General features: G+C 67.6%; 19 protein-coding genes. 16 read left to right on the top strand and 3 right to left on the bottom strand.

Annotated features, from left to right (window positions below; translation table 11 throughout):
- Window positions 1-12: 12 nt before the first annotated feature.
- The 6 genes from K32_RS15285 (at window position 13) to K32_RS15260 (ending at window position 5,843) form a co-directional block, all read left to right on the top strand.
- Entirely contained in the window at window positions 13-732 is a 720-nt protein-coding gene (locus tag K32_RS15285; protein ID WP_201400347.1) for an AzlC family ABC transporter permease, read from the top strand.
- Window positions 722-1,042 (top strand): AzlD family protein, encoded by a 321-nt coding sequence (locus tag K32_RS15280; RefSeq protein WP_201400346.1) that lies wholly within the window; start codon window positions 722-724, stop codon window positions 1,040-1,042. The genes K32_RS15285 and K32_RS15280 overlap by 11 nt, the downstream gene beginning before the upstream one ends.
- Window positions 1,043-1,666: 624 nt before the next feature.
- Window positions 1,667-2,725 carry a DUF2336 domain-containing protein gene (locus K32_RS15275; RefSeq protein ID WP_201400345.1) on the top strand — a complete coding sequence of 353 codons (1,059 nt, stop codon included), beginning with the start codon at window positions 1,667-1,669 and terminating at the stop codon, window positions 2,723-2,725.
- A 77-nt stretch (window positions 2,726-2,802) separates the two neighbouring features.
- Window positions 2,803-4,023 carry an alanine racemase gene (locus K32_RS15270; RefSeq protein WP_201400344.1) on the top strand — a complete coding sequence of 407 codons (1,221 nt, stop codon included), beginning with the start codon at window positions 2,803-2,805 and terminating at the stop codon, window positions 4,021-4,023.
- Between the two features lie 233 nt (window positions 4,024-4,256).
- The gene (locus tag K32_RS15265; RefSeq protein ID WP_201400343.1) at window positions 4,257-5,054 is read left to right on the top strand and encodes an extensin family protein; all 798 of its coding nucleotides are present in this window, start codon (window positions 4,257-4,259) and stop codon (window positions 5,052-5,054) included.
- A gap of 96 nt (window positions 5,055-5,150) precedes the next feature.
- Complete coding sequence (locus K32_RS15260) at window positions 5,151-5,843, top strand: hemerythrin domain-containing protein (protein ID WP_201400342.1); 693 nt, start codon at window positions 5,151-5,153, stop codon at window positions 5,841-5,843.
- A gap of 176 nt (window positions 5,844-6,019) precedes the next feature.
- Here K32_RS15260 and K32_RS15255 read toward each other — a convergent pair whose 3' ends face one another.
- A complete protein-coding gene (locus K32_RS15255; RefSeq protein WP_201400341.1) occupies window positions 6,020-6,370 on the bottom strand; it encodes a helix-turn-helix domain-containing protein in 351 nt (116 codons plus the stop codon).
- Between the two features lie 128 nt (window positions 6,371-6,498).
- Here K32_RS15255 and K32_RS15250 point away from each other — a divergent pair, with 128 nt between their 5' ends.
- Complete coding sequence (locus K32_RS15250) at window positions 6,499-7,506, top strand: zinc-binding alcohol dehydrogenase family protein (RefSeq protein WP_201400340.1); 1,008 nt, start codon at window positions 6,499-6,501, stop codon at window positions 7,504-7,506.
- 220 nt (window positions 7,507-7,726) lie between these two features.
- On the opposite strand, the gene K32_RS15245 is transcribed toward K32_RS15250, so the two are convergent.
- Together K32_RS15245 and K32_RS15240 are read right to left on the bottom strand one after the other, a co-directional pair.
- Window positions 7,727-11,362, bottom strand: a complete 3,636-nt coding sequence (locus K32_RS15245; RefSeq protein ID WP_201400339.1) for a hydantoinase B/oxoprolinase family protein — start codon at window positions 11,360-11,362, stop codon at window positions 7,727-7,729.
- A gap of 76 nt (window positions 11,363-11,438) precedes the next feature.
- Entirely contained in the window at window positions 11,439-12,506 is a 1,068-nt protein-coding gene (locus tag K32_RS15240; protein WP_201400338.1) for a dipeptidase, read from the bottom strand.
- A gap of 285 nt (window positions 12,507-12,791) precedes the next feature.
- Between K32_RS15240 and K32_RS15235 the strand changes: the two genes are divergently transcribed.
- The 9 genes from K32_RS15235 to K32_RS15195 all read left to right on the top strand — a co-directional run bounded on the left by K32_RS15235 (window position 12,792) and on the right by K32_RS15195 (window position 24,204).
- Complete coding sequence (locus K32_RS15235; RefSeq protein WP_201400337.1) at window positions 12,792-13,556, top strand: aspartate/glutamate racemase family protein; 765 nt, start codon at window positions 12,792-12,794, stop codon at window positions 13,554-13,556.
- A gap of 38 nt (window positions 13,557-13,594) precedes the next feature.
- The gene (locus K32_RS15230) at window positions 13,595-14,512 is read left to right on the top strand and encodes an ABC transporter permease (RefSeq protein ID WP_201400336.1); all 918 of its coding nucleotides are present in this window, start codon (window positions 13,595-13,597) and stop codon (window positions 14,510-14,512) included.
- On the top strand, window positions 14,512-15,315 hold the full coding sequence (locus K32_RS15225; RefSeq protein WP_201400335.1) for an ABC transporter permease: 804 nt from the start codon (window positions 14,512-14,514) through the stop codon (window positions 15,313-15,315). Before K32_RS15230 ends, K32_RS15225 begins: the two co-directional genes overlap by 1 nt.
- 85 nt (window positions 15,316-15,400) lie before the next feature.
- Window positions 15,401-16,522 (top strand): PotD/PotF family extracellular solute-binding protein, encoded by a 1,122-nt coding sequence (locus K32_RS15220; RefSeq protein WP_201400334.1) that lies wholly within the window; start codon window positions 15,401-15,403, stop codon window positions 16,520-16,522.
- Between the two features lie 48 nt (window positions 16,523-16,570).
- On the top strand, window positions 16,571-17,638 hold the full coding sequence (locus tag K32_RS15215; protein WP_201400333.1) for an ABC transporter ATP-binding protein: 1,068 nt from the start codon (window positions 16,571-16,573) through the stop codon (window positions 17,636-17,638).
- Window positions 17,639-17,677: 39 nt separating this feature from the next.
- The gene (locus tag K32_RS15210) at window positions 17,678-19,219 is read left to right on the top strand and encodes a hydantoinase/oxoprolinase family protein (RefSeq protein WP_201400332.1); all 1,542 of its coding nucleotides are present in this window, start codon (window positions 17,678-17,680) and stop codon (window positions 19,217-19,219) included.
- Between the two features lie 4 nt (window positions 19,220-19,223).
- Window positions 19,224-20,312: a DUF917 domain-containing protein gene (locus tag K32_RS15205; protein WP_201400331.1), complete on the top strand. Its 1,089-nt coding sequence runs from the start codon at window positions 19,224-19,226 to the stop codon at window positions 20,310-20,312.
- A 1-nt stretch (window position 20,313) separates the two neighbouring features.
- Window positions 20,314-21,399: a DUF917 domain-containing protein gene (locus tag K32_RS15200; protein WP_371812688.1), complete on the top strand. Its 1,086-nt coding sequence runs from the start codon at window positions 20,314-20,316 to the stop codon at window positions 21,397-21,399.
- A gap of 126 nt (window positions 21,400-21,525) precedes the next feature.
- Window positions 21,526-24,204: a LuxR C-terminal-related transcriptional regulator gene (locus K32_RS15195; protein WP_201400330.1), complete on the top strand. Its 2,679-nt coding sequence runs from the start codon at window positions 21,526-21,528 to the stop codon at window positions 24,202-24,204.
- The last annotated feature ends 64 nt before the right edge of the window (window positions 24,205-24,268 follow it).

Here is a 24,268-nt window from a genome sequence, read left to right as displayed (position 1 = left end):
GAAAAAGTCTCCATGTCGGCAACATTCACGGCCACCGGGCTTCGCCGGGGCTTCATTGACGGTTTGGCCCTGCTTCCGGGCATGATCGCCTTCGGCATCGTGTTCGGCGTGCTCGCCGGCCAGGTCGGCATCTCGGTCCTCGGCGCCGCCTCGATGAGCCTCTTCGTCTATGCCGGCACCGCGCAACTGCTCGCCCTGCATGCCTGGGGCGCGCCGGACCTGCTCTTCGCGGTGCTCGTCGCCGTGGTCGCGATGAACGCCCGCTATGTGCTGTTCGGCGCCGCGATGCAGCCCTGGATGCGCGGGCTGTCGCCGTGGATCGCCTATCCGTCGCTGTTCCTGATGGTCGATGCCAACTGGGCGACGGCGATGCAGGAGCGCGATCTCGGCCGGCGCGACGTCGCCGTCTTCGTCGGCGTCGGCTTCGGCTGCATGATCGGCTGGATGGCCGGCACGGTTGCCGGCGCGGGATTCGGCCAGTTTCTCGGCGACACCCGCCGCCTCGGCCTCGATTTCTTCCTGCCGGCCTTCTTCCTGTCGCTCGCCTGCGGCTTCTGGAAGGGGAGGAGCGACCTGCTGCCGCTGATCCTCGGCGGCCTCGTGGCGATCCTGTTCGAGCGCTTCGTCGGCGGCTCGATGCATGTGCTGGCGGGCGGCCTCGTCGGCAGCATCACCGCCGCCTTCCTGCCGCGCAAGGGCGTGAACGAGGAGGGATCGAAGCATGTCGCTTGATCCCAACACGACGGCGGGCTTCGCGGTCATCATCGGGCTGATGGCGGTCGCGTCCTATGTGACGCGCATCGCCGGTTTCTTCCTGATGCGCTTCGTGGTGGTGACGCCGCGCGTCGAGGCGTGGCTGAAGGCGCTGCCGCTCGCGATCATGGGCGCGATCCTCGGGCCGATCGTCGCGCATGGCGGCCCGGCCGAATATGCCGGTTTCGCGGCGACGATCGCCGTCTTCTACTGGCGGCGCAACGACATCCTGGCGGCGTTCGCGGGAATGGCGGTGGTCGCGGGCTGCCGGGCGGGGTTCGGGATTTGAGGGGCGTCTCCCGGGGGAGCCGGGGTCTGCCTGAAGCGACCGCAGAAAACCCTCGCAGGTCCGGCCGACGCGCGGCGTCCGGGATGGACGGCTTGCGAAGGCTGCACTGCTCTCCTTCCGGAAGAGATCCGGTCGGTTCTGCCAGATACGCTGTCGGGAACGCGTGCTCCTAGAAGGCCGGCGGAGGAATCAGATCGCTCCGAATACGATAGCCGCGATGAACACAAAAGCGGCGCTGACGGCCAGCAGATGGAACGGTTTAGCGAGGCTCATGGACATCTCCCGGGTCTCTCTTCACGCCCAACTTCCACCGTAAATATTAACGTGATGGACAAATCCGGCAAGAGGCGATTTTGCGAGGAAGTCGTCGAAAGTCGCGGAATCGCGCCATAATTTCGTTAAGCCGTAGAATAAACTCCCAAGTTGCGCCGCGATAAGCGCCTGCCGCGACGTCATTTTTCCGCGACCTTGCCGTCACAATCGTCAACGCCGGTTCATCCGGATGGGGGATCCCGGCGTGCTTTGGCGAGGCTTTAGTAACGTTCCGGAAACCGAGACCCTCAATCGTTTCTTATGGTTTCGCTGCGACCGTCCGGCCGATGACAACAAGGCCGGACGACCCGCATGGATGATCACCTGATCGAGCCGCACGCCGATGCGCCCCCGGGCCGCAAGGCCGAGCTGCTGGCATCGATCACGGACCTCTTCGGCAATGCCGGCAACACGGTGTCGCCGCCGACGGCGGCGCTTTATGCCGAGATCGTGCTGGGTGTGTTCGACGGCCTTGCGTCCGAGGAACGGCTGGAAGTCGCCGAGCGCATCGCCCTGCTGCCGAACGCCCCCGCCGCCGTGCTGAGCCACCTGGCGGGCGGCGCGATCGAGACGGCGGAACCGGTTCTGCGGCATTCGATCGCCTTCGACGACACGCTGCTGGTCACTTTGGCCGAGACGCTGCCGCGGGATCGCCTCGGCGCCATCGCCGGACGCCTCTGGGTCTCGGAAGCGGTATCGGACGCGTTGCTTGATCGCGGCGACCGGGCCATCCTGAAGCTTCTTGCCCGCAATCCCGGGGCGCGCTTCTCGCAGCATGGCCTGACGATCCTCGTCGAGGAGGCGGAGCAGACGCTGGCGGCGCGCCGCGCCGGCACCGGGCCGGCTCCGGAAGCGGGCGAATGGGGCCAGCTTCTCGAATTTCCGGCGGATGCCGCGCTTGTCGCGTCCCGCCGCGCTCCCGCCTCCAGCGGCATGGCTGAGGTGATCCCGCTGCCGGTCGCGTCGCGCCGGGCGGCGGGTGCGCCCGTGACGACGGATGCCTCGACCAGCCCCGTCGCCAGCGTGATCGCCACCGTCGCCTCCGGCGACCGCATGCTCGAAGTCGCCGGCCTGCTCGCCGCCTTCGCCGGCCTGCCCGTCGACATGGTGCGGCGGATGATCGCCAAGCCGGACACGATGCCGCTCGCCGTGCTCTGCAAGGCCGCCGGCGTCACGGTCGAGACCTTCGCCGCCATCGCCGCCATTCGCGGCCGCCGCCATGGGCAGGCGAGCGAGACCGTCGAGACGCTGGTGCGCGCCTATGAGGCGCTCGGCGACGAGGATGTCGAGCGCGCGCTGCGCTTCCTGCGCGCCCGCCACGGCACCGCCGTTCTCTCCGACCTCGCCGTGATGCAGAACCCGGCCAGCTGACTTCCCCTAGGGCAGGGTTTCCGGCCGGGCAGGGCGCTGATAGCCTCTCCGCGCCATGGCCAGACGGGATGCGAACAATGGATCGCTTCGAGACCGCCCGCGACGCAGCCTACAAGCTTCGTCCGGACCAGCCGCTCTACTGCTTCCGCCCGAGCGTGCTGCGCGCCGATGCGCTGGCGTTCAAAGAGGCCTTTCCCGGCCGCATGGCCTATGCGGTGAAGACGAATGGCGAGCCACTGGTGCTCAGGACCCTCGCCGAGGCGGGCGTCGACTGCTTCGACGTCGCCTCGCCGGCGGAATTTGCCGCCGCCCGCGCCGTCGCGCCGGATGCCGAGCTTCTCTACATGCATCCGGTCAAGGCGCAGTCGGACATCCGCCTGGCGCTCGAGACCTACGGCATCCGCGTCATCGCCGTCGATCATGAGGACGAGGTCGCCAAGATCGTCCGCGTCGTGCGGGCGCTCGATCTCGATCCGGAGGAGATCACGCTGTTCGTCCGCTTGGCGACGCGTGGACATGCCGCCTACGAACTCTCGAAGAAATTCGGCGCCGCGCCGGGGCATGCGGTCGAGCTGGTCGAGCGGATCGCCAAGCTCGGCTTCAAGGTCGGGCTCTGCTTCCATGTCGGCAGCCAGGTCGAGGATACCGGCACCTATGAGCGCGCGCTCGCCTCGGCCGCCTGGGTGCGCTCGCGCGCCGGCGTCGAGCTCGCGGCGCTCGACATCGGCGGCGGCTTTCCGGCCGCCTATGGCAGCGATCCCAAGCGAAAGCAGGTCGTGCGGCCCGAGACCGGGGCGCTGATCGCCGACATCGTGCGCGAGGCGGAGGAGTGGGGCTTTGGCGACGTGCCGCTCGTCGCCGAGCCCGGCCGGGTGATCGTCGCGCGCTGCCTTTCCGTCGTCGTCCGCGTGCTGCTGAAGAAGGGGCGGCGGCTCTATATCAATGACGGCATCTGGTCGTCCCTCTCGGATTCCTGGACCGGCAAGATCACGCTGCCGGCCCGCCATCTGCCGGATCCGGCCCGGCGCCCGCGCACGGTCGACGGCGACAATATCGTGCCGTTCCGCGTCTGCGGCGCCACCTGCGATTCCGTCGATATCCTGTCGCGGCCGTTCTACCTGCCGGAGAGCATCGGCATCGGCGACTGGATCGAGATCGGCCATATCGGCGCCTATTCGCTGTCGCTCCGGACCCGCTTCAACGGCTTCTATCCCGACAGTTTCGTCGAGGTGACGACGCCGTTCGAGGCGGCCGGCCCCGTCGAGGGTTTCGCGACCGTCGAAACGATGGGCGAATAGCTTCAACCATCGCGTCACTTCGGCTGGCGCATGCAACGCCGCCGCGAAATCATGGTTGACCTTTCCTTAAGAGCTTCCGGCGCATTCTACGCGGCATGTACAGTTGCGTAGCGTTGCGTATCGCGTCTGTGCTCGCTCTTGTCTCGCTCTCTGGCTGCGCCCTGAACTTCCTCTCGGAGCAAAGGGAAAGCTGGAGGGACGCGACGGAGCGAGCCTGTTTCGCGCAGAAACTGGTGGTTCCCTCCTACTTCCAGCGCCCGGCGCGCGAAGTCGAGGGCAAGGGAACCTGCGGCATCGAGAAGCCGCTGAAGGTGAACGCCTTCGAACGCGGCATCGTCGCGGTCACCGGCGGCGACGTCCTGCTCGGCTGCATGATGACCCAGACGATGGAGCGCTGGATCCGCGAGGGCGTGCAGCCCGCCGCCCAGGCCCGCTTCGGCATGCCGGTCACCGAGATCCTGACCATGGGCACCTATGCCTGCCGGTCGCGCAACAACCGGCATGGCGAGAAGCTGTCCGAGCACGCCTTCGCCAACGCCTTCGACGTCGCCGGCTTCCGCCTGGCCGATGGCCGCACCATCCGCGTCAAGACCGACTGGCGCCGCGGCGATCCGGCGAGCCAGGCTTTTCTGCGCGAGACGCTGATCTCGGCCTGCGGATATTTCACCACCGTGCTCGGGCCGGGCTCGAACCGCCTGCACGAGGACCACATCCACATCGATCTCGCCCGCCACAACGCCAGGGGCACCTCGCGCTATTGCCGGCCGCAGCTCCAGCCGCCGGGACCGACGCCGCTCGATCCGAACGCCGGCATCCCGATGGCGACGCTGCTGCAGACGCCGCCGCCGCCGGCACCGGCCAACATGCAGCAGCGGACCTTCACCTATCGCTGGGACGACAATCTCGGCGCGCCGGACAGCCTCGCGCCCAATCCGGGTGAACAGATCCTGCAGGGCCAGCCCCCGTCGCCGCCGCCGGCTTCCGGCCCCTATTCGCCGCCGGCCAGCATCCCGCTCTCCTACGCGCCTTAGTCGCAGGGAAAACGCCTCGCGCTGTGATTTGCATCACAGCCTTCCGTAGCGTCAGATTGTATCCGGCATCCCGCTTGGGGTTTCGAGGAGACAATGATGACGACCGTTTACGTCAATGAGACGCGCTACAACCTCTACGCATCGATCCACAAGGGCCTGCGCCGCGCGCAGGGCCAGCTGATGACCCGTCTCGGCGCCGTCGATTCGGGCAGCGAGGCCGAGGTGGCCCAGTTGATCCAGGACCTCCGGCTGATGGTCGAGATGGGGCGCAAGCACCTCAAGCACGAGGACATCTACATCCACACCGAGATCGAGAAGCGCAGCCGCGGCGCGACGTCCCGGCTCGTCGACGACCATGACCACCATGAGCGCGATTTCGCCGAACTGCTGGCGCGGCTCGCCGATATCGAGGCGACGCCGGCCGACAAAAGGTCGCCGAAGCTGCGCGGGCTCTACCTGTTCTACACCGGCTTCCTCGCCGACGACTTCGAGCACATGATCGAGGAGGAGACGGAGACGCTTTCGCTGCTGCACCGGCTGTTCACCGACGGCGAGCTGGCGGCGATCGAAGGCAACATCGTCGGCTCGGTAGCGCCCGACATGATGATGGAATTCATCCGCATCATGATCCCGGCGATGAACCCGGCCGAGCGGCTCGGCATGCTGGGCGGCATGAAGGCGGCCATGCCGGTGGCGATATTCGCGGCGATCGTCGACATGGGCGTCAAGCCCGTCCTCGCCCCGGCCGACTGGCGGGCGCTGGAACAGGCCCTCGCCAAGGCAGCGTAGGGGCTGTTCTCTCCCGGAATCTGAACCCTCCCCTTGAGGGAGGGTCAAGACCGCCTTCAGGCGGTCTTGGGGAGGGGCGCTTCGCCGGGCTTGCCGCAAGCGGTGCGAATTCCCCCTCCCGAAAACGCAAGGGCGTTTTCGACCTCCCCTCAAGGAGGAGGTTCAAGAAAGAAGGCTCACGCCGCGTCGCGTTCGCCCAGCTTTCTTTCCTGGTAGGCGATGCCCCAGTTGCGGAGCGCGACGATGATCGGCCGGAGCGTCTCGCCGAGCGGCGACAGGCGGTACTCGACGCGCGGCGGCACCTCGGCATAGACGGTGCGGATCACCAGCCCGTCCGCCTCCAGCTCGCGCAATTGCTTGGTCAGCACGCGTTGCGTCACCGCCGGCGCCAGGCGGCGCAGCTCGCTGAAGCGCAGCGTGTTGTCGAGCAGATGGAACAGCGCCACGCCCTTCCATTTGCCGTCGATCAGCTCGAGCGTCGTCTCGACCGGGCACTTCTCAAAGTCGTTTCTCTTGTCCGCACCCATGGCCCGTCTCCAATAGTATCCATTCGGTCGCTATAGGCCTAAATTGTGCATTCTTGCGGTCGCGGTCAATATGCTCGAAATGGCTCGATGTCGGCCGCACCTCGCGGTCCCCCCAAAGCGGAGCCATCATGCGCGCCATCGCCTTCACCCGATCCCTTCCCGCCAGCGACGAGAACGCCCTCGTCGACATCACGCTCGACACGCCGGAACCCGGCCCGCGCGATCTGCGCGTCAAGGTCGAGGCCGTCTCGGTCAATCCGGTCGACACCAAGGTCCGTCGCAATGCCGGCTCCGACACGCCGCGCGTGCTCGGCTACGACGCCGCCGGGATCGTCGACGCCGTCGGCGCCGAGGTGACGTTGTTCAAGCCGGGCGATCGGGTCTACTACGCCGGCGTGATCAACCGCCCCGGCACCAATGCCGAATATCACCTGGTCGACGAGCGCATCGTCGGCCGCATGCCGGCGACGCTCGATTTCGCCGAGGCCGCGGCGCTGCCGCTCACCACCATCACCGCCTATGAGCTGCTGTTCGACCGGATCGGCGCGCGCAAGGGCAAGGGCGCGGACACGCGTTCGCTGCTGGTCATCGGCGGCGCCGGCGGCGTCGGCTCGATGGCGATCCAGTTGGCGCGGGCGCTGACCGATTTGACCGTCATCGCCACCGCCTCGCGGCCGGAGACGATCGACTGGGTGAAGCGCCTCGGCGCGCATCACGTCGTCGATCACACGAAGCCGCTCGACGAGGAAGTGGCACGGATCGGTATCCCGGCCGTCGACATCGTGCTGTCGCTGACCGACACGGCGCACCACGTGCCGGCGATCCAGAAGCTGGTCGCGGTACAGGGCCATGTCGGCGTCATCGACGACACGCCGACGCTCGACGTCGTGCCGTTCAAGGGCAAGTCCGTCGGCATTCACTGGGAAATGATGTTCACCCGGCCGATCCACCAGACGCCGGACATGATCGAGCAGCACAGGCTGCTGAACGAGGTGGCGGGCCTCGTCGAGGCGGGGAAGATCCGCACCACGCTCACCAACCGCGTCGGCCCCATCAACGCAGCGACGCTTCGCGCCGCGCATCAGCTGGTCGAAGGCGGCCGCTCGATCGGCAAGACGGTGATCGCCGGCTGGTAGGGTTGTTCTTCACCTCTCCCTGAGAGGCAGGTGCTGACCTACCCGGTCATGATGCCAGGCTCCCCCGATCATCATCCTGAGGAGCCCCGAAGGGGCGTCTCGAAGGACGCAGGGCGCTGATGCAACGCCTGCATTTCGGCGGTGCGTCCTTCGAGACGGCTTGCTGGCGCAAGCCTCCTCAGGATGATGGGGAATAGTGCGTGGCAGGGCGAGAGTTGGCCTAGCCGGCCCTCCCAAATCCCCCGCCGGTCGGCGTCGTGACAATCACGGCCTCGCCCGGCTGCAGGACGGTCTGGTCGCAGCCTTCAAGGATCTCCACCCGACCGTCCGCGCGGCGCACCTCGGTCTTGCCCAGCGCCCCGGGCTCGCCGCCTTCGAGGCCATGCGGGGCGACCGTCCGGTGCGAGGCGAGGATGGCGCACTCCATCGCCTCCAGGAAACGGATCGTCCGCTTGGTGCCGCCGCCGGCCGACCATTTTCCGCGGCCGCCGGAACCCTCGCGGATGTGAAAATCCTCGAGCAGGACGGGGAAGCGGAACTCCAGCACCTCGGGATCGGTCAGGCGCGAATTGGTCATGTGCACATGCACGCCGTCGGCGCCGTCGAAGCCGGTGCCGTCATTGAGGACGCCGGCCGGGGCGCCGGAGCAGAGCGTCTCGTAATACTGGTAGGTCTCGTTGCCGAAGGTGAGGTTGTTCATCGTCCCCTGCGACGCGGCGAGCGCGCCGAAGGCGCCGAACAGTGCGTTGGTCACCTGCTGGCTGGTCTCGACATTGCCGGCGACGACGGCGGCGGGATAGCGCGGCGCCAGCATCGAGCCCTCGGGAATGATGATGCGGATCGGCCGGAGGCAGCCGGCATTCATCGGGATGTCGCCCTCGACCATGACGCGGAAGGCGTAGAGCACGGCCGCGCGCGTGATCGGCTCTGGCGCGTTGAAGTTGGTCTTCTGCTGCGGGCTGGTGCCGGTGAAATCGACCGTCGCCTCGCGCTTCTCGCGGTCGACGGTGACTTTTACGCGGATGACGGCGCCCTGGTCCGTCTCGACGGCGAATTCGCTGTCCTTCAGTCGGCCGAGCACGCGGCGGACGCTTTCGGCGGCGTTGTTCTGGACGTGGTCCATATAGGCGGTGACGACGTCGAGCCCGAAATGCTCGACCATCTTGCGGAGTTCCTGCACGCCCTTCTCGTTGGCGGCGATCTGCGCCTTCAGGTCGGCGACGTTCTGGGCGAGGTTGCGGACGGGGTAGGGGTGGTCGGTCAGGAGCTCGACCAGCTCCGCCTCGCGGAAGCGGCCTTGGTCGACGAGCTTGAAATTGTCGATCAGCACGCCTTCCTCGTCGACGGTCGTGGCGCGCGGCGTCATCGAGCCGGGCGCCGTGCCGCCGATATCGGCATGGTGGCCGCGGCTCGCGACGAAGAACAGGATTTCTGTGCCCTGATCGTCGAAGACGGGCGAGACGATGGTGATGTCGGGGAGATGCGTGCCGCCATTATAGGGCGCGTTCAGCGCATAGACGTCGCCCGGCCGCATCGCGCCCCGGTTCAATTCGATGATCGTCTCGACCGAACGATCCATCGAGCCGAGATGCACCGGGATGTGCGGGGCGTTGGCGATCAGCGCGCCCGAATGGTCGAACACGGCGCAGGAGAAATCGAGCCGCTCCTTGATGTTGACCGAATGCGCCGTGTTCTGCAGCGTCAGGCCCATCTGCTCGGCGATCGACATGCAGAGGTTGTTGAACACCTCCAGCATCACCGGGTCGACCTCGGTGCCGACGGCGTGGCGGCGTTCGATCGGCGCGACGCGGGTCAGCACGACATGGTCGCGGCCAGTGATCTCTGCCTGCCAGCCAGGCTCGACGACGATGGTCTGGTGCGGCTCGATGACGAGCGCCGGGCCGGCGACGACGGCGCCGCGCGGAAGATCGGCGCGGCGGAAGATGCCGGCCGGATGCGCCGCGCCCTCGGAGAAGATCGTGACGCTGTCGGCGGGGTCGGGCCGGCTTTCCGGCGCGGCCTCGTCGGGCTCCTCGATCGCCGCGCCGCCGCCGACCGCCTCGACCTCCAGGCTTTCGACCACGATCGCCTTGTTCTCGAAGACGAAGCCGAACTGCTTTTTGTGCGCCGCCTCGAAGGCGTCGCGGATGGCCGCGAGGGGGAGCCAGGCGCCGTTCGGCCCGTCGAGCGCCTCGACCGGGATGGGCGTATCGGTGCCGTCATAGCGCAGATGCGCCCGGACGAAGACGGCGATGTCGCTGGCCTCGACGCCCTGCGCCGCGAGTTCGCCGCGTGTCTCGGTCGCGAGCGCGTCGGCCTCGGCCTGCAGGTCGGGTAGGGCGGTGTCGGCGAGCGGGGCCACCACGGCGCGGCTGCGGCCGGCGCGGATGTCGGCGAGGCCCATGCCATAGGCGGAGAGAATGCCGGAGAAGGGGTGGACCAGCACCGTCTTCATGCCGAGCGCGTCGGCGACCAGGCAGGCATGCTGGCCGCCGGCGCCGCCAAAACAGTTCAGCGCATAATCGGTGACGTCATAGCCGCGCTGGACGGAGATCGTCTTGATCGCGTTCGCCATGTTGGCGACGGCGACCTTCAGGAAGCCGTCAGCGATTTCTTCGGCGCTGCGTCCGTCGCCGATCTCGGCCGCCAGTGCCGCGAAGCCCCGGCGTACCGCGTCCGCGTCGAGCGGCTGGTCGCGGCTCGGTCCGAAGATTTTTGGAAAATGTTCCGGCCGCAGCTTGCCGGTCATGATGTTGGCGTCGGTGACGGTGAGCGGCCCGCCGCGCCGGTAGCCGGCCGGGCCCGGATCGGCGCCGGCGGAATCCGGCCCGACGCGAAAACGGCCGGCCTCGAAATGCAGGATCGAGCCGCCGCCGGCCGCGACCGTGTGGATGCGCATCATTGGCGCGCGCATGCGCACGCCCGCGACCTCGGTCTCGAAGGAACGCTCATAGGCGCCGTCATAATGCGACACGTCGGTCGAGGTGCCGCCCATGTCGAAGCCGATCACCTGGCCGAAGCCGGCCTGCCGCGCCGTCTCGACCGCCGCGACGACGCCGCCGGCAGGGCCCGAGAGGATGGCGTCCTTGCCCTGGAACAGCTCCGCCGCCGTCAGCCCGCCGGAGGACATCATGAACATCAGGCGGGGGGAGGTGCCGCCGGCGACGCCGAGTTCCCCCGCCACCTGTTCGACATAGCGGCGCAGGATCGGCGAGAGATAGGCGTCGACCACCGTGGTGTCGCCGCGCCCGACCAGCTTCATCAGCGGCGAGACGCGGTGGCTGACCGAGATCTGCGGGAAGCCGACCTTTTCGGCGACGTCAGCGACTTCCGCCTCGTGCGCCGGATGCCTCCAGGCATGCATGAAGACGATGGCGACGGCGCGGATGCCGTCATCATAGGCCGCGCGGAGCGCCGCCTCGACGGCGACGAGATCGGGTGTCGCCTCGACCGTGCCGTCGACGCGGACGCGCTCGTCGACCTCGACGACGCGCTCATAGAGCAGCTCCGGCTTGACGATCTTTTTCGCAAAAATGTCGGGCCGCGCCTGGTAGCCGATGGCGAGCGCATCGCGAAAACCGCGCGTGATCAGCAGCAGCGTGCGGTCGCCCTTGCGCTCCAGCAGCGCGTTGGTGGCGACCGTGGTGCCCATCTTGACGGTGTCGATCAGCCCGGGCGGGATCGGCGCGCCGGGCGCGACGCCGATCAGCTCGCGGATGCCCTGCACGGCCGCGTCGCGATAGGCGCCGGGGTTCTCGGAGAGCAGCTTATGGGCGCGGATCCGCCCTTCCGGATCACGGGCGACGATGTCGGTGAAGGTGCCGCCACGGTCGATCCAGAAGTCCCACTGCGTCATTCCAATCCCCTCGTTTCAAACCCGTTCCGCAGCGCATGAGTAAGGCTCAGCGCTGAACCGTCAATCTTTCCAGCCGTCAATCTTTCCAGGTGCGATTCAGCACATCGAGCCAGTTGTCGTGCGCGATGCGGCGGATCAGTTCGTCGCCATAGCCATGCGCCCGCATCGCGTCGATCAGGCGCGGCAGCAGCGACACGTCGGCGATCGCCTCCGGCACCACGGCGCCGTCATAGTCGGAGCCGAGCGCGACACCGCCTTCCCCCAGACGGTCCAGCATGGCGTCGAGATGGCGGAGCAGGATGTCGAGGCCGGTATTCGGGTCCATGCGCCCGTCGGCGCGCAGGAAGGCGGTGGCGTAGTTCAAGCCGACGACGCCCTCGCTGGCGCGGATCGCCTCGAACTGGGCGTCGTTCAGGTTGCGCGCCACCGGCGACAGCGCGTGGACGTTGGAGTGGGTCGCGACGAGCGGCGCGTCGCTCGCCTCGACCACGTCCCAGAAGCCCCGCTCGTTCAGATGCGACAGGTCGACGAGGATGCCGAGGCGGTTGCAGGCGCGCACCAGCTCGAAGCCGCGCTCGGTCAGGCCGGGGCCGGTGTCGGGCGAGCCCGGATAGCGCATGGGAACGCCGTGGCCGAAGCGGTTGGGTCGGCTCCAGACCGGGCCGATCGAGCGGAGGCCCGCGGCATGCAGCACGTCGAGCATGGCGAGATCGCCGTCGATCGCCTCGGCGCCCTCGATATGCAGCACGGCGGCGAGCGCGCCGCGCGCCTCGGCGGCGCGGATCTCGGCGACCGTCCGGCAGACGGCGACGGCGCCGTCGGAGAGGCGCTCGAGCTGGAGGAGGAGCGCCGCCATGGCCAGCGTCGAGGCCTGGCCGTCGCAGAGCGCGAGCGGCTCGGGCAGCGGCAGGTCGTAGCTCTCGCCCAGCATCAGCTCCATGAAGCCGTCCATCGACGGCGAGGGCGGGAAGATGGCGAACAGGCCGCCGGAAAGGCCGCCGGCGCGGGCGCGGGGCAGGTCGAGATGGCCGCCGCCGCCGCCTTCCAGGAAGGAGCGGATCGCGGCGGCGCCGCCACCCATGTCGTGGAGGCGTAGCAAAACGTCATTGTGACCGTCGAAGACGGAGATCGGTGCATGGGTCATGAGGCGAGGGTCGCCAGCGCGTCCGCTTCTGTCAAACCGCGGGCGGGAGCAACTCGTGCCCTCATTGCAGGCATGCCCGAAAAATGTGCAACCATATCCGGCCGGAAAAGAGAAGAAAATCAATGCCGGGGCGGCATCGGCTCCTATCCCAACGGATAGGTCGCGCGCGTTTTGTTGCGCAAACCCACCCTCCGAATCACTTGGACGCCTATCTTTCTTCACCCTTGGTCCCCCGGCCGTTTCGGTGCCAGCCTTTCGGCACTGCAGCAGAGCCGAGGGAATGCCATGAGCGATCTCATCGATGTGCGGGTCTTGTCCCCCATCACCACCAAAGGGTTCCGCAAGCCGGCGGATCTCGTCGCGCTCAACTATGCAGGGCTGACGGTCAGCCACAGCCAGATCGAAACCGGACCCGGCTCGATCGAAAGCGAATTCGAGACCGCCATGTCGGTGCCCGGTACCGTCGAGAAGGCGATCGAGGCGGAGCGCGAGGGCGCCGACGCCATCGTCATCGACTGCATGGGCGACCCCGGCCTGCGGGCCACCCGCGAGGTGGTGTCGATCCCGGTCCTCGGCCCGGCCGAGACGGCGATGCACGTCGCCGCCATGCTCGGCCATCGTTTCAGCGTCATCACCGTGCTGCGCCGCCTGCGCGCCCAGTTCGAGAACGAGGCCGCCGTCTACGGCTTGAGCACCAAGCTCGCCTCAGTCCGCCACGTTAACATCCCGGTGCTGGAACTCGAGGACGATCTCGTCAACACCCGCGCCCGGCTCGTCGAGCAGGCGGTCATCGCCGTCGAGCAGGACGGCGCCGAGGCGATCATCTTCGGCTGCACCGGCCTGATGGGCTGCGCCGCCGCCGTTCGCGAGGGGCTGCTGGCCAGGGGTATCGACGTGCCGGTGATCGACCCGATCCCGACCGCCGTATCGATCGCGGCGGCGCTGGCGCGGGTCGGCCTCAGCCAGAGCAAGCTCACATTTCCGATGCCGCCCAAGAAGGAACTGGTCGGCTACGGCTTCACGCTGCCCTCCGCCATCGCGGCCGAATAGGCGCAGACCGGACCAGCATGCGGAAGGAGGCGAACCCGATGGCGATAGCCGAGACCCAGGCGGTACCAAGGATCCGCGCGCGCGGATCGATCACCGAGGCGCTCGGCGGCTTCCGCCTGTGGTGGCTGGTCGTGCCCGCCTTCGTCCTGTTCCTCTGCTTCTTCGTGGCGCCGGCCGCCTCGCTCTTCGCCATCGCCTTCGACAAGTCGGTGCCCGGCGTCGTCACCTTCGCCGGCAATTTCACCCTCGACAACTTCGTCCGCATCTTCACGCGGCCGCTTTATTACCTGGCGATCCTGCGCTCGATCGGGATCGCGGCGGTGGTGGCGGCCTGCGCGCTGGTGATCGGCTATCCGCTCGCCTTCGTCATCGCCAAGACCGAGCATCCCGGCCGCAACACCTTCCTGATGATCCTGGTCCTGTCGGCGATGCAGCTCGACACCGTCATCCGCATGTACGGGCTGATGGTGCTGATGGGCGACAACGGGCTCATCAACGGCGCGCTGATGTCGATCGGCCTGATCGAGAAGCCGCTGCCCCTGATGTACAACACCTTCGGCGTCGTCGTCGGGCTGGTGCAGGTGACGCTGCCCTTCATGGTGCTGTCGCTGATCGGCATCATCAAGGCGATCCACCCCTCGCTCGAGGAGGCGGCGCGCAGCCTTGGCGCTACCCGCGCCCAGGCGTTCTGGCGGGTCGTGCTGCCGCTCTCCATGCCGGGCATCCTGGCGGGATCGCTGCTCGTCTTCGCGCTGTCGATCTCGTCCTATGTCGTGCCGGCGCTGATGGGCGGCTGGAAGGTGATGGTCCTGCCCATCCACATCTACCAGCAGATCGCCGAGACCGGCCGCTGGCAGTTCGGCGCCGCCGTCGCGGTCGTGCTCTTCGTGACCAGCCTGTTCGCGGTTTTCATCTACCACAAGGCTGCCGTGCGCACGGCGGGAGGACGGACGTGATGCGTGACGAATCCGCGATCCCGCTCGTCTTCAAGCTCATCGCCGGCTTCGCGCTGCTGGTGCTCTTGCTGCCGCTCGCCATCGTCGTGCTCGCAGGTCTCAATGCCGGCGACTACCTGACCTTTCCGCCGCAGGGCCTGTCGCTGCGCTGGGTGAAGGCCTTCCTGAGCTCGCCGATCTTCCTCTCGGCCTATCTCTATTCCTTCCTGCTGGCGCTGGCCGCCACCGCGATCTCGACCGTGATCGGCACGCTCGCCGCGCTCTACCTGGCGCGCTCCGGCAGCCGGGCGGCCTCGTTCCTGCGCGGCTATTTCATGCTGCCGATCGTGCTGCCCGGGGTCGTGCTCGGCCTGTCGCTCTACGTCTTCTTCACGACGACCGACATCGGCCTCGCCCGCACCTTCACCGGGCTGCTGATCTGCCACGTGCTGGTGACGAGCCCGTTCGTCATCGCCACCGTCACCGCCTCGCTGGTCGGCTTCGACGTGTCGCTGGAGGAGGCGGCCCGCAGCCTCGGCGCCTCGCCCTGGACGGCGTTCCGCAAGGTGACGCTCCGGATCATCGCGCCGGGCATCTCCGCCGGCTGCATCTTCGCCTTCATCGTCTCCTTCGGCCAGTTCGAGACCACGCTGTTCCTGTCGGTCCCGAACCACGAGCCGCTGCCGATGGCGATGTACATTTCGCTTCGCTACAAATTCGAGCCCACCGCGGCGGCCGCCGGCATCTTTGCCATCGCCCTCGTCGTCCTATCCACCGTCATTTCGTCCCGACTTGTCAGCCTGCGGAGGGTCTTCCGGGCCTGAGGCCGTGCGCGTGCTCAAAGGCCGATGTCTTCACCCCACCCATCAAGAGGACCGGGGTGTTCCAGAACAACAATGGGGAACTACAATGAAGAATTGGATCAAGGGTGCCGCCCCTACGCGACGCGGCTTTCTGAAGGGTTCGGCCGGCGCGCTCGCGCTCGGTTCCGGCGTCAATCTGTTCAACATCAACCACGCCTTCTCGCAGGACGTCTCCTATGACGGCAGCGTCTTCGACGCCGGCGGCGCCACGCTCCGCATCGCGGAGTGGGGTGGCTTCTGGGAGGAGATCGTCCGCAAGGAACTGCTCAACCAGTTCGAGAAGGACTTCAACTGCAAGATCGCCTACGAGAGCTCCTTCCCCTGGTTCCCGAAATTCGTCGCCGGCGGGCCGCAGAAGCCGCCCTTCGCGCTGGTGAACTGGAACTATGGCGAGATGTTCAAGACGGCGGCGGCCGGCGATTTCTTCGTGCCGATCGACGAACTGGTCGCCAATCTGCCGAACGCCAAGTCGATCTGGCCGTTCGCGACCGAGAACGGCGTCGGCGTGACGTGGAGCTACACGCGTTACTGCTACGCCTACCGCTCCGACCTGGTCGATCCGAAGCCGGCCAGCTTCAAGGACTTCTGGGAAGAGAAGTTCGCCGGCAAGCGCGGCACCTACGTCACCTCGAACGGTCTGCAGATGGACTTCTTCATCGCCGCCTGCAAGCTGTTCGGCAAGGACCAGTACGACCTCGACGCCGGCTATGAGGCCATGCGCAAGGCCATGCCGATGAAGATCTCCGACTTCACCGGCAACATGCAGACGCTGCTGGAGCGCGGCGAGGTCGAGATCGCCGTCCAGCACGACGCCGAGGTCTATCAGCAGATGGACAAGGGCGTGAAGGTCGCGCCGATGCTCTGGGACGAGATCAAGCCGATCCTGACCCAGACCAAGACGGTCAGCCGCTATGCCGAGCCGGTCGAAAAGAAGCTCGCCTACGCGCTTCTGAACCGCACGCTCGACACCAAGCTGCAGTCGGTCATGGGCAGCACCTTCTACCAGCGCCCGGTCAACAAGGACGTCGTGATCACCCCGAACCTCGCCTCCAAGGGCGTGACCAACACGGCCGATGCGATCGCCGGTTACTGGACGCCGGACTGGAAGAGCTACAACGAGCACGAAGAGGACATCGTCGAGACCGTGAACGGCATCTTCGCCGGCTGACGCGAACCGCTCCGCCCCGATCGATCCCGGCAACGGAACCTCATCACCATGTCTGACATCCGTCTCCAAAGCCTCACCAAGACCTATGGCGAGGGGAACGCCGTCTCCGAGATAGACCTGCATATCGGGGAGGGGGAGTTCTTCTCCCTCCTCGGCCCCTCCGGCTGCGGCAAGTCGACGACGCTGCGCATGATCGCCGGCTTCATCAAGCCGACTTCCGGCAAGATCCTGATCGGATCGGATGACGTCACCGCGCTGCCGCCGGAGAAGCGCGACATCGGCATCGTCTTCCAGAACTACGCGATCTTTCCGCACATGAACGTGGCGGAGAACATCGCCTTCGGCCTGAAGCTCCGCAAGCGCGCGAAGAACGAGATCGCCTGGCGCGTCACCGAAGCGCTGAAGCAGGTGGGCCTCGCCGGCTATGGCGAGCGCTACCAGCGCCAGCTTTCGGGCGGCGAGCAGCAGCGCGTGGCGCTCGCCCGCGTGCTGGTCACCGAGCCGCGCATCCTGCTGCTCGACGAGCCGCTTTCGGCGCTCGACAAGGGCCTGCGCGAGGAAATGAAGTTCTGGATCAAGGATCTCCAGAAGAAGCTCGGCATCACCACCGTCTATGTCACGCACGACCAGGACGAGGCGCTGACCATGTCCGACCGGATCGGCGTGATGTCGAAGTCGCGCATCGTCCAGATCGGCACGCCGCAGGAGATCTACGAGCGGCCGAAGACTTTGTTCGTCACCAGCTTCATCGGCCATTCCAACATGCTCGACGTGACAGTCAGCGACCGCAACGGCGACGGCGTCACCGTCGTCCTCGCGGGACGTCCGCTCTTCGCCCGCGCCGCGAACGGCGTCGCGCCGGGCTCCGCCGCCAAGCTGGTGGTGCGGCCGGAAAACGTGCTGATCGGCGGCGCCGTCGGCGAGCGTGACATCCGCCTCGACGCCACCGTGCTCAGCGAAACCTACCAGGGCGCCATCGTGCGCTACCGCCTCCAGGTCGGCGAGCAGCAGATCATCGCCGAACGCCAGAACCAGGCGCATGTCGAGCGCTTCGCCCCCGGCACGGTCGTGACGATCGGCTGGGACCCCGAATGGTCAGAGGCGCTGGTCGCCTGACAAGACTGCACCGAACAATTCCAGGATCGAGGTTCGATAATGCGTATCGGCATTGACGTCGGCGGCACCAACACGGACGCCGCCCTCATGGACGGCATGACCGTCAAGGGCGCCTGCAAGACACCGACCACGTCGGATGTGAGCTCGGGCATCAGCACCGTGCTCAAGAACGTGCTGAGCATGACCGGCGTCTCGGTGTCCGAGATCAAGGCGGTGATGATCGGCACCACGCACTTCACCAACGCCGTGGTCGAGCGCAAGCGCCTGCTCGAGGTCGCCGCCATCCGCCTCGGCCTGCCGGCGACCAAGGGCCTGCCGCCGATGACGGATTGGCCCAACGACCTCGCCACCACGCTCGGCCGCCACATCTTCATGGTGCGCGGCGGCCACGAATTTGACGGCCGCGAGATCTCGCCGCTCGACGAGAAGGAGATTCTCCGGATCGCCGGCGAGATCCGCGCGCGGGGCCTGAAGACCGCATCGATCACCTCGGTGTTCTCGCCGGTGACGCCGGTGATGGAGCAGCGCGCCGCCGAGATCCTCCTGAACGAGGTGCCGGATCTCTCCATCTCGCTCTCGCACGAGATCGGCCGCGTCGGCTTCCTGGAGCGCGAGAACGCGACGATCATGAACGCCTGCCTCGCCGATCTCTCGACGAAGGTGGTGAATTCCTTCCACAACGCGCTGAAGGAACTCTCGATCGAGGCGCCGTTCTTCATCAGCCAGAACGACGGCACGCTGATGACGCCGGACTATGTCGCGCGCTACCCGGTGCTGACCTTCGCCTCCGGCCCGACCAATTCGATGCGCGGCGCGGCGCTGCTTGCCGGCGAGACCGAGGCGATGGTCGTCGACATCGGCGGCACGACGTCGGACGTCGGCATGCTGATGCAGGGTTTCCCGCGTGAATCGGCGGTTGCCGTCGACATTGGCGGCGTTCGTACGAACTTCCGCATGCCGGACGTGCTCGCGGTGGGCCTCGGCGGCGGCTCGATCGTCCGCGACGAGGGTATGCGCATCGGCCCGGATTCGGTCGGCTACGAGATCATCTCGAAGGCGCTGGTCTTTGGCGGCGACACGCTCACCACCACCGACATCGTCGTGGCGGCCGGTCTCGAGGACATCGGCGACCGCTCGCGCGTCGCCCATATCCCGGCCAAGACGATCAACAACGCGCTCGACACCATGCACCGCATCGTCGACGAGGCGGTCGACCGCATGAAGACGAGCGCCGATCCGCTGCCTGTCATCCTGGTCGGCGGCGGCTCCATCCTGGTCTCGCGCGACCTGCCGTCGGCGTCGAAGGTGATCCGGCCGGAGAATGCCTCGGTCGCCAACGCCATCGGCGCGGCCATCGCCCAGGTCGGCGGCGAGATCGACCGCATCTTCTCGCTCGAAGGCACCTCGCGCGACATCGTGCTCGCCTCCGCCAAGGCCGAGGCGACCGAGCGCTCGACCAATGCCGGCGCCGATCCGGCCAGCGTCAAGATCGTCGACATCGAGGAGGTCCCGCTCGCCTACCTGCCCGGAAGCGCCACGCGCATCCGCGTCAAGGCGGTCGGCGACCTGGTGATGGGCTGAAGCGATGAAGCTTACCTCCGAAGACCTCCGCGACCTCGCCGTCGGCGCCGCCTTCCTCGGAACGGGCGGCGGCGGCAACCCCTATGTCGGCCGCCTGATGGCGCAGCAATGCCTCGACGAGGGGCTGACCATCGACCTGATTGATCCCGCTGACGTGCCCGACGACGCGCTGGTCATCCCGACCGCGATGATGGGCGCGCCGACGGTTTTGATCGAGAAGCTGCCGAGCGGCGAGGAGGCGCTGCACTCCTTCAAGTCGCTGGAGAAGCATCTCGGCCGCAAGGCGTTCGCGACGATGCCGATCGAGATCGGCGGCATCAACTCGACCATCCCGCTGGTGGTCGGCGCGCGGCTCGGCATCCCGATCGTCGATGCCGACGGCATGGGCCGGGCCTTCCCGGAACTGCAGATGGAGACGTTCGGCGTCTATGGCGTGTCGGGCAGCCCGATGTACGTCACCGACGAGGACAACGACTCGACGCTGATCATGGCCGCCGACAACAAGTCGATGGAGTGGTTGTCGCGCATGGTGGCGATCCGCATGGGCGGCTGCGCCTATATCGCCGAATATTCCATGTCCGGCGCCGACGTGAAGCGGACCTCGGTCCCCAACACCATGACGCTCGCGATGCGCATCGGACGCTGCCTGCGCGAGGCGAAGGCCAACCACCTGAACCCGCTCGACGCGCTGCTCGCGCTGATGCCGCAGACGCTCTACCACCACGCCCGCGTCATCTTCAGCGGCAAGCTGGCCGACGTGCAGCGCGAGACGCGCAACGGCTTCTCGATCGGCCGCTGCCGCATCGACGGGCTTGCGCCCTGGGTCGGCTCGATGCGGATCGAGATCCAGAACGAGAACCTGATCGCCACCGTCGACGGCGTCGTCAAGGCGATCGTGCCGGATCTCATCTGCATCATGGACAGCGAGAGCGCCGAGCCGATCACCACCGAGGAGCTGCGCTACGGCCAGCGCGTCACCGTGGTCGCCGTCGCGGTGCCGGAGATCATGCGCACGCCCGAGGCGCTCGCCGTGTTCGGGCCGCGCTGCTTCGGCCTCGACCACCCCTTCACCCCCATCGAGGCCATGGCCTGACATGATCACGCATATCACGCTCGACGACCTCGACGATCTCGCCCTCGGCGCGGCGGTGCTGGGAACCGGCGGCGGCGGCGATCCCTATATCGGCAAGCTGCTGGCGCGCAACGCCATCGAGGAGCACGGCCCGGTGCCGCTGCTCCAGCTCGAGGACCTGCCGGACGACCTCCGGGTCCTGACCTGTGGCGCGATGGGCGCACCGACCATCCTGATCGAGAAGATCCCTTCCGGCGAGGAGCTCGGCCTCGCCTTCGACACCTACGAGGCGCATGTCGGCTACAAGATCGAGGCCGTCATGCCGTTCGAGGCGGGCGGGGTGAACTCGACCACGCCGGTGATGATCGCCGCGAAGCGGGGCCTGCCGCTGGTCGATGGCGACGGCATGGGCCGCGCCTTTCCGCAGCTCGAGATGGAGACCTTCAACGTCTATGGCGTGCCGGCGGCGCCGGTGGCGATCGCCGACGAGCAGGGCAATTGCGGCATCATCAGCACGAATTCGGCCGCCAAGGCCGAATGGGTCGCGCGCGGCCTCACCATCCGCATGGGCGGACAGGCCTATATCGCCAATTACGGCATGAACGGCGAGACGGCGCGCCGCGTTTCGGTGCCGGGCACCGTGTCGCTGGCGATCGGCATCGGCCGCACGCTGCGCGAGGCGCGCGAGAACCATCACGACGGGATGAAGGCGCTGATCGATTTCTTCGCCACCACCCACTATGAGGAGGCGCGGATCGTCGGCTCCGGCAAGGTGACGGACGTGGCGCGGCGGATGGAGAATGGCTGGTCGGTCGGCATCGCCACGATCGAGCCGTTCGGTGGCGGCGAGCCGATGCGGATCCGCATCCAGAACGAGAACCTGGTGGTGGAGCAGGGCAGCGACGTGCTGGCGATCGTGCCGGACCTGATCTGCCTGCTCGACGTCGACACGGCGGAGCCGATCCTGACGGAGCGGCTGCGCTACGGCCAGCGGGTCAACGTCCTGGCCGTGCGCGTGCCGCCGATCATGCGCACGCCGGAGGCGCTCGAGGTGTTCGGCCCGCGCGCCTTTGGGCTCAAGCACGACTATGTCGGGCTCGGTCTCTGACGCCGGGTCCTAGCACATCGGTCCCAGTGCATCGGCCCTAGTGCATCGCAAAAGCGCCGCTATATTCGGATTCCAGTTGGGGCGAGGCTCTGTCTTCGAGATGGAAAGCACCCTGTTGCGAATCCCATGACGGTACTGACTGTCGTCAAACTCTCTGCCGAGGCGCGGCGGCGCACCCATGTGCCGCGACGTCTCGGCGACGCCATGCCGAGACCCTTCCTCACCGACCGCATCCGGCAGGGCATCGCCGGCCAGATCGTCGTCCTGCAGGCGCCGCCGGGCTTCGGCAAGACCGAGCTGCTGGCGAGCTCGTTCGAGGGCGTGCGGGAGCCCGGCGACTGCTTCGGCTGGCTCTCCGTCTCGGCGGCCGACGCCGACCCCTTCGTCTTTCTCGATGGCGTCGCCGCGGCGTTTGCGCTGCGGCCGGCAGCGGTCCGCGCCGACGATCCGGTGGTCGAGACGCAGCGCCTGCTCGAACGGATCGCCGAATGCGGCGAGCGCGTCGTTCTCTTCCTCGACGAGTTCCAGACCGCCGGCGGCGAGGCGTTCCTCGCCTGCTGCTCCGCCTTCTTCCGGCATCTGCCGGACAATGTGCGGGTCGTGATCGCCTCCGGCAGCCGGCCGGAGATCCCGCTGTCGCGCTTCCGCCTGCGCGGCTTCCTGACGGAGCTGCTTTCGGGCGAGCTCGCCTTCACCCGCACCGAGATGCGGCGGCTCGTCGGCAAGCGGCTGTCGGCGGCGGAGTTCGACGCCTTCGCGGAGCTGACGGGCGGCTGGCCGGCGCTGGTGCAGCTCGCCGTGCCGCTGCTTTCCGGCACGGAGGATCCGCGCGAGCGGGCCGAGATCGTCGCCGGCACGCACCGGATCCTGCGCGATTTCGTGCTGGAGGAGATCGTGCCGCGCATCCCGCCTGACATGCGCGAGGCGCTGACGGTCTGCTCCATCCTCGCCGATTTCCCGCTCGATCTCGCCTCGCATCTCGCCGGCGTCGCGGTGGAGCAGCGCTCGGTGCGCGATCTCGAGGATTTCGCGCCGATCATCGTGCCCGTCGACCAGCGGCCGGGCTGGTTCCGGCTGCATCCGGTGCTGCGCGCCACCTTCGCCTCGCAGCTGCAATTGCACCCTTCCGAGCGCGTCCTCGGCCTGCATTCCCGCGCCGCGACCTGGTTCGCGGCGCGCGACCATCTCGAAAAGGCGGTAACCCACGCCTCGCTCGCCGGTGATTTCGCGCTCGCCGCCGAGACGATCCGCCAGGCCGGCGGCGTCAACATCTTCCTGCGCGCCGGCCACACGGTGCTGGAGCGGCTGATCGAGAACATCCCCGCCGCCGACATCTACCGCTCGCCGAGCCTGAAGCTGATCTACGCGCTGGTGCTGGCGAAGCGCGGCCGCATCCGCTCGGCGCGCGAGATCATCGATGATCTGCGCGAATCCGGCGAGATCGAAGCCCTCGACGACAGCGGGCCGCAATCCGAGCTCGACTACGAGCACATCGAGGGCATGATCGACATCTACGAGGATTGCGGCCTCGACGATGCGCAGCTGAAGGAGCTCGACCGGCTGCTCGGCCGCTTCGGGCCCAAGGACACGTGGGAGCGCGGCTGGGTCTACAACCATCTCTGCATCGTGCACACAAGGCGCGGCGATCTCGACAAGGCGCGCACCAATGCGCTGCGCTCGCTCGCCTGCTACCGCGAGGAGCGGGCGGCCTATGCGCAGATCTTCATGATCATCCACCTGGCGCTGGTGACGATGCTGATGGGGCGGCCGTCGGCGGCGCTGCTCCTGGCGCGCGAGGCGGAGGAACTGACCCAGCGCACGCAATGGAGCGACCGCCGCCTGCTGGCCATCGTCCACCTGCCGCTGGCCGAGGCGCTCTACCAGCAATCCGAGGTCGCCGCCGCGGCGAAGATGATGACCGAGGATCTGCCCTATCTCGCGCGTGGCGAGGGCTGGGTGGACCTGTTCGTGCGCGGCTTCGGCACGCAGGCGCGGGCGCAGATGGGGCTCGTCGGCATCGAGGCGGCGCAGGGCGTGCTGGACCGCGCCGAGGAAGTGGCGATCGAGCGCGACCTGCAGCGCCTCCGCCTCGCCGTCGCCATCCTGCGGGCCGAGCTCCTGACGCGGGCAGGGCTGGTGGAATCCGCCGGCCAGCTCATCGCCGCCATGCCGGATCTCGAAGACGCGGCCGCGTGGCCGACCTGGCGCGAATGGAGCGACGCGGCCGTCGTCTCGGCGCGGCTGCTCGCCCGCACCGGCGCGGCGGACGCCGCCGTGCGCCGGACGGAGCACCTGATCGCCGACGCGACGGAGGCGGAGCATGGCTGGCACCTGCTCGCCGGCACGGTCGTCGCGATCGAGGCCTATTGGGCGGCGGGGCGGATGGAGGATGCGCTGGCGGCGCTGCAGCGCTCGATCGCGCTGGCGCGGCCGCAGGACTGCCTGCAGATCTTCCTGGACGAGGGAAGGCCGCTGTCGCAGGCGGTGCGCGGCATCGTCCGCCGCTTCGGCCTCTCCACCTTCAGCCCGAAGACGGCCGAGTTCGTCAGCCGCATCGCCGGCGCCTTCCACCAGGTCAAGGCGGCGCAGCCGCGCCTCGGCACGGAGCTTCTCAGCGTGCGCGAGGCGGAGGTGCTGGAATTTCTGGCGCGCGATGCGACAAACAAGGAAATCGCCCGCGATCTCGGCCTGACCGAGGCGACGGTCAAGTTCCACCTGAAGAACCTCTATGCCAAGCTCGGCGTCGGCCGCCGCAGCCTCGCCGTCTCCGTCGCGCGCAAGGTCAGCCTGCTGGAAATCGAGTAGGGCGCTTTCGCGGTCGCTTCGGCGGAGGGCAAGCCATTCGCTAGACGCATGCCAGCGCGACACC

The sequence above is a fragment of the Kaistia sp. 32K genome, from assembly GCF_016629525.1.
In the GTDB taxonomy this organism is placed as follows: domain Bacteria; phylum Pseudomonadota; class Alphaproteobacteria; order Rhizobiales; family Kaistiaceae; genus Kaistia.
Note: the sequence above shows the minus strand (reverse complement) of the source record. Positions and strands in the feature narration are given on the sequence as shown.